We start from the raw sequence: 13528 nt of genomic DNA on the forward strand, positions 1-13528 counted from the left end.
CCTCTGCGTCGGGCAAACATCATTGCTGAGCCATCAGCGCCGACCCGCGATTTTAGTCAGGAAAGTAATACAACATAGAATAACCTCATACAACGCACGATGCGTCTTAAACTCATGAAATTGATGGCCGGAGCGTAGATAAGCTACGCTTCGTATAGGTAACTGCGGTTTGTTCGTCGATCGAGCAGGCTTGGTCAGTTCGCGTCTCGCGATGAAAGCGGGTGAGATTCCTTCCAGCTTCGCGCGACATTGGCCATCGTCGTGAACTCGATTCCGCGATGGCTCCCGATATGGCGGACCAGCCGCTCGAGCATCAGCAATCGATGCCCACGGCCAATCACCTGCGGATGCATCGTGAGCGTGTACACGCCTTCGCCAAGTCGATCGTGGAGATAGTCGAAATCGCCGGCCCAGATGTCGTAGACCGCGTTGGGGGACGACAGGCCCTGCTGGATTCCGTTGCGGCTCGAGAAGTATTCGAACGCTGGAAAATCATCGAGGCCCCAGGTGAACGGAATCTCAACGACGTCGATATCCTTGCCGAAGATGTACGGGCCGTCATTCGAGGGGTTGTCGCCGGAGCGCAAATAGTAGGGCGAAAAATCGTCGCCCATCAGACTCGAGTCGTAGAGAAAGCCGCGGTCGTGGAGCAGATCGACCATGTTGTAACTGAGACCGGCGCCCGGCGATCGATGCCCCAGCGGACGATGCCCGGTCATCCGCGTCAGCACTTCATTGCCGCGATCGAGAATCTCGGCTTCGTCTTCAGCGTCCTTGGGGCGCGTGTGAAGGTAGCCATGATTGCCGATTTCGTGGCCGTCGGTCATCAGCGCCTCGATGATATGCGGATAGGTTTCGGCGCTGTGGCCGGGGACGAACCAGGTCGATTTGATGCCCCATTCGCGGAGCATCGCGATCAGCCGCTCGGCGCCTACGCGGCCGAACTCGCCGCGGGAAATGGCGCTCAGTGAAGTCGCGTGAAAGCCGCCGAGCCAGAGCGAGATCGCGTCGAAGTCGAATGTCAGGCAGACTGAAATTTTCTTTTCCATCGCCGTCGCCTCAGGATTGTTTGTCGCGCGCGAGCGCCTCCAACTTATCGAGCCGCATCTGCAGCTTTTTGTTGTCGTCGCGCATTTTGTCGATATCCTCGCGAAGCCGCTGTCCTTCTTCGACGCGCGTGCGGCCTTCGTTGATCGACGCGATCGCGTCGTTTGCATGGCGCTGCACTCTGCCATCCAAATCGCGATTGGCCAGGCGTTGCAAGAAAGGCAAAGCGCGCGCGTCTCCAATCTCAGCCAGAGCGCCCGAAATTCGCATCCGGACCATGAACTCGCGGTCGTCGCAGAGCGGCGTGAGCCAATCGAGAATTTCGAGTCGCCGATTTTCCTTAAGCGCTGCGAATCGCGCCAGAGCACCGATCGCGGCGACGCGGGCGCGCGGCGGCTGTCCATACTTCGTCCAGTCGCGCGCGATATCGATCGCGCGGTCGTCGCGCGCTTCAGCAAGACCGCCCAGCGCGTGCGCACGAATCACGTCGAGATACGATTCGCGCGTGAGCGCATCGTTCAGATGCTCGAATGCGCGCGCGTCGCGAGTCTTGCCGAGCGCGTGGGCAGCCTCGGCTTCGACGAAGTAGCTCTCGTCGCCCTTCCCCAGCACGTCGGAGAGCGCCGCAGCCGCGCGGCTATCGCCGCGGAAATTTCCCAGCGCTCGCACCACCGCGCGCCGCGCCTTGGGATGCGGCAACGTAAGGCCTTCGAGCAGCGCGTCGCGCGCTGCATCGGTGCGAATCGTGCCGAGCGCATTGGCCGCGTCGGCCTGCACGCCCCAGAACTTGTCACCGAGCATCGCGGTTCGCAGCGCCGCGGTGGCGTCGGGACTTCCCTCATTGCCAAGTTCGCGCGCGGCCGCCGCACGACCAATCGCCTCGGGGGCGTGGCGCAACTCGACGTCGAGCGCCTCGCGGCTCCGCTTATGCTTGAGCGTTTTCACGATGTCGTGCTCAGGATCGAAGCGCACCGCTTTGGGCGCCTTCTCGCAGATGAAATTGAACACCTGCTCGCGTTCCTTGATGTCCACGCGATGGCGAATCTCGTTTCCGTCGGCGTCCATCAGCGCGATCGTCACGGGGAACTTGAACACCGGCGTCATCTCGCTGGTCTTATGCGTTTGCTTGACAGTGACGCTGAGCAGCTTTCGCTTGTCGTCGAAGGAACTCGAGACTTCGATTTCCGGATGCCCTTCCTTGTACACCCATTGGTCGAAGAACCTGTCGAGATTGCGTCCGGTGGCGTCCTCGAAGGCGCGCTGCAAATCCTGCGTGATCACGTTGGCGCCGCGATGACGCGTGCAATAGAGATTCAGCGAGCTGAAGAATAGATCGTCGCCAACCGTGCGCCGCAGCATGTGCAGCACGAGACTGCCTTTCTCATACAGATGACGATCGAAAAGATCGATTGGCGTGCGATAGCGATGGCACACAATCGGCCGGCGGTAGCGATGCGAATCCTCGTCGAGGTAGCCCTCGCGATCCTGGCGGACGTTCCATGCGAACTCGTCGGCGCCGAGATTCTCCTCGCACCAGAGCGCCTCGAAGTAAGTCGCAAATCCTTCGTTCAGCCACGCATGCGCCCAATCACGGCAAGTCAGCAAATCGCCCCACCATTGATGCGCCAGTTCGTGTGCAACCAGCGGATCGCTCTTGAAATCGAGATGAGCGCGCGCGTCGTGCATCGTGTCGGCGGTCTGGGTCGTCGCCGAGGAATTTTCCATCCCGCCGAAAATGAAATCGCTGACGGCGACCTGCGCATATTTGGCGTAAGGATAGGGCACGCCGATTTTGCGCTCGAAGAATTGAATCATCTTCGGCGTGTTGCCAAAGGCGCGGCGCGCGTCGTCCTCGCGTCCCGGCGCGACGTAATACGTCACCGGCGTGTCACCTGCGCGTTCTTCAATCACAACGAACTCACCGGCCGCCAGCGTGATCAGATACGTGGAATGCGGCACCTCGTGGCGCCAATGAAAGGTGCGCGTCTTCGCGGCGCGATTCGAGGTCGTTTCGACGAGCGCGCCGTTCGAGATCGCGGTGAATTTTTCCGGCACGGTCGCGATAACTTCGCTGGTGGTGCGATTGTTCGGGTAGTCGTAGCACGGAAACCAGTAGCGCGAATCTTCATCCTCGCCCTGCGTCCACGCCTGCACGGGTTTGTGCGGATAGCCGTCGTCGGGACCGACGAAATAAAGTCCGCGGCGCGGGCGCGCTGAATAATCGATCGCGATTTCGATTTCATCGCCGGCCGCGAGCGCGCGGGGCAGCGCAATTTGCAGCGTGCCATCGGCGTGCTCGAACGAAGCGGGTTCGTTCGCGACGCGCACCGCATCGATTTGCATTTCGAGTGCGTCGAATTCGAGCTTGTCGACGCCGCCTACGATCGCGGACAATCGATGCGTCGCGGTGCCGGCGATTCGTTTGTCGGCAAAATCGAGCGCGACTTCGAGCTTGATATGCTTGATGTTGGCGGCGCGATCGCGCGCCCATTTCTGTTCGACCTGATCGGGCTGAAACGCGCGGCGCCCGCGCGCGAAGGCGATCGTGAATGCGTCGCGGTCGCCGATTTCGGATGCGAGTTGATCGAATAAACGCGGCTTGTGCATGGCCGCGATCCTACGAACCGGGCCGCAGGTACGCAAACGCTCGCGCGATGCGCAAGCCGGCGGCATCGAGAAAAGAGAGAAGAAGAAAAATCGAAACCTCACGAGGTTTCGAGCTTCCCGTGGCGAAAGGATGCGGGCTCCGCCCTGTTAGTAGTGGGAGTGGGACAAAAAGAGGAACCGAAGAAGTTGGACGTGAGGCCGCCGCGATCTAGTGCCTAGCGTGATTTCGAACGGCCCATTATGTTTCGAGGAAAGGCACCAATGCTCTGCTCGAACCACGCCCGAGAAGCAGCGATATGAAGAGCGGTAAACGCGCGCAGATTCGTCATTCTCATTCAGTGGATGCTGGCGTGTGTTCGGAAACCAGGTTCCCACTCCCGCCGGCGAGGATGGATCAGGGGTTCTTCGACTTTGTCGCGTCCGGCGACATACAAATGCGGGTCATCGACTCGGCCTGTGGACCTAACGGACGAAGAAATCAACCCCGAGCGGTGTTTTTTTCATCGTGCAGGTGGTAAAAATCATTTCCCATTCGTAAGATTGAGGTTATGAGCGAACCAGATCGACACTTGGCGCACTATACCCGACCGCCGTTGGTCGAGACTGTTTGTGGGATACAATTCGGTTCGCTGGCAAAATTCTCGGCTGTTCACTTCGGCGAGTTCTGGGATGTTGTAAAGGGAGAGTATCCAGAAATCGAGGACCAACCGCCATTGATGGAGGTTTTTGAGGGGACGCCGCCGTCGATGCTAAAGCCGGCCGCCCAAATGCTTGAGAAACTTCCATTGCCGCGGGTGTTCTACAAGGACCGAACGGGCAACTTTCTTCTACAGGTTCAGCCGTCACGATTTCTGTCCAACTGGCGCAAGCAGAAGGAAAGCGACGAGTATCCTCGGTTTGGGGCTGCTCAGGAAAGGTTTCTCAAAGGTTGGAGGAATTTTTTGGAGTTCCTCAGCGCCTCAGGAATAGGGACGCCATCGGCGAATCAATACGAACTGTCTTACATCAACCACGTCACTGGAAGCGCCGGAACTTTCCCGTTAGCGCTCGCGGAATTTCTTCCGATGTTTTCGTGGATAACGCAAGAGGAGAAATTGCCATCGGTCTTAGAGACGGTAGTCTCTCGGGTCAAGTACGCTTTGCCAGAGTCGAAGGGAGCGCTTTACGTCTCCATCAGCCATGGCACGCGCACAACGGACGGTGCAGGCGTCGCTGTGATTGATTTAACGGCAAGGGGCCCAGCCAAGGCGGACTGGTCGGACTTGAAGGATTGGTTTGCGGTTGCTCACGAATGTGCGGTGCTGACCTTCACCGAGATGACATCTCTGAACGCGCATACTATCTGGGGGCGAGATCATGACTGAAGTTTCTAACCGAACCGTCGAACCGGCCAACGGGGCGGAAGTCTTCGCTCAGAGCGCCGGCAGCGTGCGGATTGGTGAAGATGGTGATATCGAAAGACCCTTCAGGCTAAGGCCCTGGAGCAAGGTCGCTCTGGCGATCGCGATCGCTACGTTGCCTCCCTTCGCCGAGGAATTCCGCAACTACGAGTTCAAGACGCAAGTTGCGATTTCGAATCGTGACGTCATTTTCGGTTCGGCTGAGTCTGAGGAGTCGGCGGAGTCAGATGTGTTTGTGATTTCGAGAAAGCGACCGGTTCTGTTTGCGATGAAAGATGTTTCGATTCGTGTAATTGGACCCCGGCGACCCTTCATCGTTGCCTCCGCTCCCGCGGATGATGACGAGTGAACGAATATCCCTGGTACGAGGAAGTTTCAGTGACCGCCCCGTTGACGCAGGGCGACATAATCGAGTCCTGCCCGGTCTTAGTTTTCGACACCATTTCCAACTTGGCGGAGATCCAAAACGACGACGAGTACGCGGAAAGGTTGAAAGAGTCTATCGCGGTCGAGACGGATCGCGTTATCGTGATGACGCAAGCCTGCGACCTCGAGCAAAATAAAGTACGAAACGTAATCCTTTGTCCTGCCTACATCGAGGCAACGTACCACTCCCAATGGAAAGAAGTGCAAGACAGGAATGGGCAGAAGTCGAACTCAGAAACTTGGAGAAGGTTTCTAAACGACGTCAAAAATGGCCACAAGTGGAATCTCGCACTGATTCAGAGTCGTTTCGAAGGCAATGTTCAGACTCCGCTTCAAATCGTCGATTTTCACGAGGTCCTCAGTCTTCCCCGCGATTTCTTGGAGGCTTGGATTAGGAAATCGGGAAATGAACGATTGCGCGTGCTACCTCCATACAGAGAGCATTTATCTCAAGCGTTTGCGCGGTTTTTCATGAGAGTTGGTTTGCCGCAAGACGTGCAGATATCAAACCTATCGTAGGCCGATCTGCAAAGTGCTGGTGACGATTCTGGATCGTCTCATCTACTAGCAGGGCGGAGCCCGCATCCTTTCACAACGGGAAGCCCGAAACCTGCGTGAGGTTTCGGAAATCCTCTTCCGCTTTGTGTATCTGCTAGTGGCGTAGGCGCAAGGCGCGTTCTTTCATGATCGCGAAGAACACCGGCACTAGAATCAGCACGTGGATAGTTGAAGTGACCATGCCGCCGACGATCGGCGCGGCGATCGGTTTCATCACATCGGAGCCGACGCCACTTTCGAACAGGATCGGCGCGAGACTGAGCATCACGACGGCGACCGTCATCAGCTTCGGCCGGAGGCGCTGCACGGCGCCCTCGACGGCGGCGTCGGCGATCGCGGACTTGTCGATCGGGCCTTCGGCGATGCGTCGATCGAGCGCTTCGTGCAGATAAATGACCATCACGACGCCGGTTTCGACCGCGATTCCGAACAGCGCGATATATCCGACCCAGACCGCGACGCTGAAGTTGAAGCCCATGAAATATTGCAGCACCAGTCCGCCGGACATCGCGTAGAGGCACGGAAGAATCAGCACCGCGGCTTCGGCTGCCGACTCGAACAGGATGTACAGCAAGATGAAGATTACGCCGAAGACGATCGGCACGATTAGCAGCAGGCGGCTCCGCGCGCGGAGTTGAAACTCGTACTCGCCGGACCATTTGAGCGAATAGCCAGTGGGCAAATGCAGATCGCGCGCGAGCGTGCGCTGTGCGCGGGCGACGTAAGTGCCGTAATCGGTGCTGGCGAGATCGATATAAACGTAGCCGGTCAGAAGCGCGTCTTCATCGCGAATCATGGTGGGCCCCGAGCCCAGCGCGATGCGCGCGACTTCGCCGAGCGGAATTTGCGCGCCCGACGGGGTCATCAGCAGCACGCGGCGCAGCTTGTCGAGATTGTCGCGATAGTCGGCGAGATAGCGGACGTTGATCGGATAGCGCTCGCGTCCCTGCACGGTGGTCGCGATATTTTCGCCGCCGATGCCGGATTTCACGGCGAGTTGCACGTCGCCGACGGTGAGACCGTAGCGCGCGGCCTCGGCGCGATCGACGTTGACGTCGATGTAAAATCCTTGCGACACGCGTTCGGCGAACACGCCGCGAGTGCCCTCGACGCCGGTGAGGATTTCCTCGATCTCGGAACCGATCTTTTGAATCACGGTGAGATCGGGGCCCTGAATCTTTATTCCGACCGGGGTCTTGATGCCGGTGAGTTCCATGTCGAGACGATTCTCGACCGGCATCGTCCACGAGTTGGAAAGGCCGGGGAAATGGAGGCGCGCGTCCATCTCGGCGACCAGTTTTTCGTAGGTCATGCCGGCGCGCCAGAGGCTGCGCGGCTTCAGCATGATGGTGGTGTCGAACATGTCCATCGGGGCGTTGTCGGTGGCGCTATCGGAACGTCCAACGGTGCCGAACACGGTTTCGACTTCGGGGAACGAGCGAATGATCGCGTCCTGCTTTTGCAGCAGCGCCGACGCCGAGGCAATCGAGATGCCGGGCAGCGCGGTCGGCATATAGAGACTCGCTTCCTCGTACAGCGGCGGCATGAACTGGCTGCCGATGCGGAACATCAGCGGCACGGTCAAGGCGAGGAAAATGAGATTCGCGGCGATCGTGAGCGCGCGATGATCGAGGCACCAGCGGATCACCGGCCGATACAAGTTCTGAAAAAATCGCGAGAGCGGATTATCCTCTTCGGGACGCAGACGGCCGCGAATCAGCAGCACCATCAAAATGGGGACGATCGTGATCGCCAGCACCGATGAAAATGTGATCGCAAAAGTCTTGGTGTAGGCGAGCGGACGGAACATCCGTCCTTCCTGCGACTCGAGCATAAAGACAGGCAGGAAAGACACGACGATAATCATCAGCGAGAAAAAAATCGGGCGTCCGACCTGATTCGCGGCGGCAAACAGAATGCGATGGCGCTCAGGCTCGGAGATGGAAGTGCCCTGAGCGTCGGCATCGCGCATCCGTTCCGAGAGATGGCGATAGCCGTTCTCGACCATCACGATCGATGCGTCCACCAGCACGCCGACTGCGAGCGCGAGTCCGCCGAGCGACATGATGTTCGAGCTGACTTGCAGGAAATACATCGGGATGAAGGTTGCGAGGACGGCGAGCGGCAGCGTGAGGATCGGAATCAGGGCGGAGCGCACGTGAAACAGGAATATGATGATGACGAGGCTCACGATGATCGCTTCGGCAATCAGGTCGCGCTGGAGCGTGCCGATCGAGCCTTCGATTAGTCCTGCGCGATCGTAGCCGGCGACGATTTCGACGCCCGGCGGCAACGTTTTGCGAACCTCGGCGATCTTCCGCTTAACGCCGTCGATAACGTTCAAGGCGTTCTGGCCGTAGCGCATCACGACGATGCCGCCGACGGCCTCGCCCTCGCCGTTCCATTCCGCGACGCCCTCGCGCAGATCGGGTCCGAAGCTCACGACGCCGAGATCCTTGATTAGCACCGGCGTGCCGCCCTCGCTGGCGACGGCGATCTGCTCGAGGTCGGCGAGCGACTTGACGTAGCCGAGGCCGCGCACCATGTAATCCGCGCCCGACATCTCGAGCACGCGCCCGCCGACTTCGGAATTGCTGTCCTGGATTTTTTCGATGACGGTTTTCAGTGGAACCTTGAGCGCGAGCAAACGGTTGGGATCGAGCTTGACCTGGTACTGCTTGACGAAGCCGCCGATAGTCGCGACTTCGGCCACGCCCGGCACGGTTTCGAGCGCGTAGCGGATGTTCCAATCCTGCAGGCTGCGCAAATCGGCGAGGCTCAGATTGTGGCGGCGATCAAGGATGACGTATTCGTAAACCCAGCCGGCGCCGGTGGCGTCGGGGCCGATCGCGGGATTCACGCCGACTGGCAGTTTGCCGGCGATTTGCTGCAGGTACTCGAGCACGCGGCTGCGCGCCCAATAGATGTCGGTGCCGTCCTCGAACACGACGAACACGTACGAATCGTTGGGCATCGTTTGCGCGCGAACGGCTTTGACATGCGGCGCCGCGAGCATCGTGGTGACAATTGGATAGGTCACCTGGTCCTCGATCAGGCTGGGCGGCTGACCCATCCACTGCGTATGCACGATCACTTGCACGTCGGAGATGTCCGGCAGCGCGTCGAGCGGGATTCGCCTGAGCGACCAGAGTCCGGCGAATGCCAGCGCGGCGGTCGCGAGCAAAACGAGAAAGCGATTACGGCTGCACCATGCGATAGTTCGTTCAATCATCGCGCGACCTCACATCGACATCGGGCCGGTGACCGACACGTTGAATTGATTGGTCGCGATCGCGCGGCCTTCCTTGGTCGCCACGATCGTCACCTGCCAGGTGCCGCCACTCGGCAGATCGAGCGACACCGAGTACGCGCCATCACCTTGATCGGATGCGGCAACTTGCGCGCGCATCGCCGCCATCCCCATCGCGGGCATCGCAGCCATGAAAAAGGTGATCGACACTTTGGCGTTCGCGATCGGCTTTCCGGAGGCGTCGTGGAGCGCGATGCGAAGTTTGTTCGAGCCGCGCTTGGGTGGCGATGGATCGGTGGTCATTTCGACTTTCGCAGCGCTCTGATTTTCCGCAGCCACCGGCGATTCAGAATTCGCGGCGATGCCCGGCGGCGGCGGAACATACGCGCCCGCGGCGGCTTGCAACTGGCTCTCCGAATCGATCAGGAAATTTGCGGAGCCGACGATGCGATCGCCGGGCTTGAGTCCCTTCAGCACGATTTGATCGGCGCCGACGCGCGGCCCCAGTTCAACTTCGGTCGGCGTCAGGTAGCCGTCGCCGCGATCGACGAATGCGACATTACGCAGCCCGGTGCGAATCACGCCGCTTTCGGGGATGACCACCTGAACCCCGAGCGGCAGATGAATCGCGACCCTCGCGAACATCCCGGGCATCAGCATCCCCTTGCGATTGACAAATTCGCAGCGAACTTTAGCGGTGCGCGTCATCGGATCGATCTGCGGCTGAATGAAATCCACGCGGCCTTCGAATTTCTCGCCGGGGTATGCGTCCACGGTGACGATCGCGGGATCGCCGATGCGAAGCTTGCCGATCTGATCCTGGAACACGGCGGCGTAAATCCAGACGCGGGAGAGATCGATGATGGTGAAGAGGCGGGTCTCGGGCTGGACGTACATGTTGGGCTGAGCTGCGCGATCGGAGATGACGCCGGTCATCGGCGAGTCGATCGCGACTGCGCCGCCGACGGTGCGCTCGCGCTTCAGACGCGCAATCTCGCTCGGCGCGACGTTCCACTGGCGGAGGCGCTCGGCGGCGGACTCGACCAGCGAATTCGCGCCGTCGGCCACATCTTCGATATCGCTCGACTGCACGCGGCTCTGCTCTTTCAGCGCGAGCAGATATTCATGCTCAGTGCTGACCAGGTCGGGGCTGTAGATCGTAAACAGCGGCTGGCCCTTGCGCACTGATTGCCAGGTTTGATTCGCGAATACTTTCTGAATCCATCCTGAAAAACGGGTCTGCACGTAGCTTTGCAATTTCTCGTCGGGCTCGATCGAGCCGGTGGTCTCGAGATGCTCCGAGACGTCGCGGCGCTCGACGGTCGCGAATTTCACCCCGATCAACTGGCGGCGTTCGGGCGTGAGTTGAATCGGCGCGAGCGTCGCGGGCACGGGGCCGGGCGGTTGCGCTCTCGCCGAATCGAGAGAAAAGATCGCGAGCATCGCAGCGAGAGCCGCGATCACAGCAGGGTTAACCATGCGATGAAATACGCGGGCAATCATGATTGCTCACCGATGATTTGCTTGAGTTTGGCGATCGCTGTTTCGTGATCCGCGATCGCGCGGTAGTACTCCTGGGTGAGACTATGCACATCGATCACGGCCGAGAGCAGCGTCTGAAAATCGACTTTGCCTGCGCTGTACGCACTGAAGGCGGCGGCACGAGTCGCGGTCGATTGCGGAATCAGGCCATCGCGGTAGAGCGCGACGATGCGATCGGCGGTGCGAATCGCGACGATCTGGCGCTCGACCCCGGAATCGGCTTCGAGACGCGCGGCGCGCACCTGGTCGGTCGCGGCTTGTTTTTCGAGCGCGGCCTGTTCGACGGCGGGCGCCTGCTTGCGCCAGAAATAAAGCGGCACCTTGGCGCCGACTGAGAGCATGTAGTAGTCGCGCAGGCCGGGGCCGGCTTTCTGGTACATGTAGCCGAGCGAAAAATCGGGCCAGTAGTCGCGGCGCGCGAGTTCGAGCGAATCGCTGGAGCGCGCCGACATCGCAATCGCCATCCGCAATTCGGGCGACTCCGCCGCGACTAGGCTCCGAATCCGCGGCGCATCGAGATCGAAGCGCGAGGGCTTGAGGTCGCCGATCCGGATTTCGTGCGAATCGATTTCGCGTCCAAGAATCGCCTTCAGCTCGGCTTGCTGCTGGTCGATTTGAAAACGATTCATTTCAATTTCGCGGAGCAGCGCGGTCATGTGAAGCTGCGCCTTGGTGACATCCTGCTGGATACCGCCGCCGACGCGGTAACCTTCTTCGACTATGCGTTCGATCCGTTGCAGCAGGGCGCGATTCTCGCGCAACACCGCCGAGGTCTTGGCGAGGTAGAAGAGATTAAAGCAACTCTCGCGCACTTTCTCGGCCACTGAACGCTGCGCTGCTTCGAAGGCGGCGCGCGCATAGTCGGCATCCTTGTGCGCCTGCTTCGCGCGGAGGCTGAGCTTGCCCGGGCCCGGGATTTCCTGCGTCGCGCCGAAGCCGGTGTAGTAGAAGTCGCTGGTTTCGTAACCCGAGAACGGCTGCGGACTGCCGACGGTGAAATGTTGCAACGCGATTTCCGGATCGGGCAGCGTCGAGACCTGGATCGGCGCCTTCTCTAGCGCGCGCCAATGGCTTCTTGCCGCTGCGACGAGCGGGCTTTGGCGCATCGCCTCGGCGACCAATGCTTCGATATCGTCAGTGCCGGCGCGAACGGCGACGGGCGCCGTATCGACGTCCGATGAATTGCTATCGGCAGCGCGCGCCGAGACCTCTTTTGCGATCGCGATCGTGTATAGCACGAGCATGATCGCGGCCAGCGATCGTCGAGAATAGAATTTCCGCGACATTTCCGTACCTATCCAAAATTGGGATCCAGTGCCGCAAGTTCAGCGCGGCATTTCTGTTCCGATGCGATTTTTGGGCGCATCGGCGGCGTACGAATCGCGGCTAGATGAACGCCAACATTGGGCGCACCAAGGCTGCGATTCGCGCAGGCGAAATCGAAGGGGCGCGATCAGATTTGCAACGAGCAGAGACGCGAGAGCGGGACTGCGGACGGAGGCGAACGGTCGGGCGCGAGAATATTAGCAATCCGATGCGACGCGAGGAGCGGTTGAATCGCGAGCATCGACGAGAACGACGCGGGCCGCTCGAGTTGCGATGCGGTCGCGGTGCGAGGAGCAACTTCGACGGATTCGCCGCGGGCGGAAATCGTGCAGCATTGCGATACGTCGATGCGCGACGGCGGCGGGCATGACGAATCGCAGCAATCCGGCGACGCGGCGTCGGCAGGCGAACACTTGATCGCGTTCCATCCGCCGGCGACGAGCAGGAATGCCAGCACCAATGTCACGAGTCGCTTCACTTGGCCCTCAAGGCTACGCGGGCGAATCGCGCATGGCAACTGCGGAAATCGGATGGCGGAATCCGCACCTACTCGGAGCCTCCAGCTTGCGGTCGGCACAAACGATTACCTATTTGCGATAACGAAAGGCTGTCTCCTTCAGCGCATGCTGCGACTGACGCTCCTGCTGCAAGCGTTCGGCAATAAAAATCTTAAGCAGCGACTGATACGGAACGTCGCGTTTATTGGCAATTAGCTTGAGTTCGTCGATCATCGCCTGTGGCAGACGAATCGATATGGCGTGGGCCGACGGCCGTAAGTCACTCAGAACCGCACGTTTACCGCGTCGCCAATCGATGTAATCGACTGAATCGTGGCTCGACCAAAACTTGCGTTCCTCGGCTTCGCTTTTGAACTTTGGAATTTTTCGATTCATGATGAAAGGTAAATCTTCCTTTCCCTGCGGCTCATGTCCCGCGCCGAAATTACGCGAATGAGTTTCTCTCGCACTGTGAAGGCAACAAACAATAGCCGGCCCGAGTCTGATTGGCCGAGCGCGTAAAAGCGAGCCTCGTTTGCGGAATGCTTGTTGTCATCGGCAACGATCAAAGGGCTGTTGAAGAACGCTTGTTCGCATTCTGCGGGCGAAACACCGTGTCGTTCCGAAATCTTCGCCGAATTGCCGTCGTCCCATTGAAACCCTGCGCAGCCTGCGATTCGCTCCATTGGCTTGTATTGAACCATTGTATACAGATTCGTCCATACTTGGAAACACCGCTGGTTAGGCACCCGCCTGATCGACGGATGCAACCGGTTCCGCGGAGCCTTGGCAGGACGAATGGAGCCCGGTACCGTGCGCTTCAGCCAATCTTGCAGCCAGACTGGTGTGGCGCGCGGCTTCCATTTGTTGGCGAA

11 protein-coding genes are annotated in these 13528 nt (G+C 59.5%); 3 read left to right on the forward strand and 8 right to left on the reverse strand.

Annotated features, from left to right (window positions below):
* Positions 1-194 precede the first annotated feature (194 nt).
* On the reverse strand, positions 195-1049 hold the full coding sequence (locus Q7S58_RS13355) for a polysaccharide deacetylase (protein ID WP_304826366.1): 855 nt from the start codon (positions 1047-1049) through the stop codon (positions 195-197).
* A gap of 10 nt (positions 1050-1059) precedes the next feature.
* Complete coding sequence (locus tag Q7S58_RS13360) at positions 1060-3654, reverse strand: DUF3458 domain-containing protein (RefSeq protein ID WP_304826369.1); 2595 nt, start codon at positions 3652-3654, stop codon at positions 1060-1062.
* 548 nt (positions 3655-4202) lie between these two features.
* Here Q7S58_RS13360 and Q7S58_RS13365 point away from each other — a divergent pair.
* Genes Q7S58_RS13365 through Q7S58_RS13375 form a run of 3 tightly spaced genes read left to right on the forward strand, consistent with a single transcriptional unit; the run spans position 4203 to position 5999 of the window.
* Positions 4203-5018: a TIGR04255 family protein gene (locus tag Q7S58_RS13365; protein WP_304826373.1), complete on the forward strand. Its 816-nt coding sequence runs from the start codon at positions 4203-4205 to the stop codon at positions 5016-5018.
* Positions 5011-5403 (forward strand): hypothetical protein, encoded by a 393-nt coding sequence (locus tag Q7S58_RS13370; RefSeq protein ID WP_304826376.1) that lies wholly within the window; start codon positions 5011-5013, stop codon positions 5401-5403. The genes Q7S58_RS13365 and Q7S58_RS13370 overlap by 8 nt, the downstream gene beginning before the upstream one ends.
* Positions 5400-5999 (forward strand): hypothetical protein, encoded by a 600-nt coding sequence (locus Q7S58_RS13375; protein WP_304826379.1) that lies wholly within the window; start codon positions 5400-5402, stop codon positions 5997-5999. The genes Q7S58_RS13370 and Q7S58_RS13375 overlap by 4 nt, the downstream gene beginning before the upstream one ends.
* A gap of 133 nt (positions 6000-6132) precedes the next feature.
* Here Q7S58_RS13375 and Q7S58_RS13380 read toward each other — a convergent pair whose 3' ends face one another.
* The 6 genes from Q7S58_RS13380 to Q7S58_RS13405 all read right to left on the reverse strand — a co-directional run bounded on the left by Q7S58_RS13380 (position 6133) and on the right by Q7S58_RS13405 (position 13357).
* A complete protein-coding gene (locus Q7S58_RS13380) occupies positions 6133-9270 on the reverse strand; it encodes an efflux RND transporter permease subunit (RefSeq protein WP_304826382.1) in 3138 nt (1045 codons plus the stop codon).
* A 9-nt stretch (positions 9271-9279) separates the two neighbouring features.
* Positions 9280-10791: a FixH family protein gene (locus tag Q7S58_RS13385; RefSeq protein WP_304826385.1), complete on the reverse strand. Its 1512-nt coding sequence runs from the start codon at positions 10789-10791 to the stop codon at positions 9280-9282.
* Positions 10788-12116, reverse strand: coding sequence for a TolC family protein (locus Q7S58_RS13390; protein ID WP_304826389.1), 1329 nt, complete (start codon positions 12114-12116; stop codon positions 10788-10790). The genes Q7S58_RS13385 and Q7S58_RS13390 overlap by 4 nt, the downstream gene beginning before the upstream one ends.
* 167 nt (positions 12117-12283) lie before the next feature.
* Positions 12284-12634, reverse strand: coding sequence for a hypothetical protein (locus tag Q7S58_RS13395; protein ID WP_304826393.1), 351 nt, complete (start codon positions 12632-12634; stop codon positions 12284-12286).
* 109 nt (positions 12635-12743) lie between these two features.
* Positions 12744-13049 carry a BrnA antitoxin family protein gene (locus tag Q7S58_RS13400; RefSeq protein WP_304826396.1) on the reverse strand — a complete coding sequence of 102 codons (306 nt, stop codon included), beginning with the start codon at positions 13047-13049 and terminating at the stop codon, positions 12744-12746.
* A complete protein-coding gene (locus Q7S58_RS13405) occupies positions 13046-13357 on the reverse strand; it encodes a BrnT family toxin (RefSeq protein WP_304826399.1) in 312 nt (103 codons plus the stop codon). Before Q7S58_RS13405 ends, Q7S58_RS13400 begins: the two co-directional genes overlap by 4 nt.
* Positions 13358-13528 lie beyond the last annotated feature (171 nt).

Origin of the sequence: Candidatus Binatus sp. (genome assembly GCF_030646925.1) — a bacterium.
In the GTDB taxonomy this organism is placed as follows: domain Bacteria; phylum Desulfobacterota; class Binatia; order Binatales; family Binataceae; genus Binatus.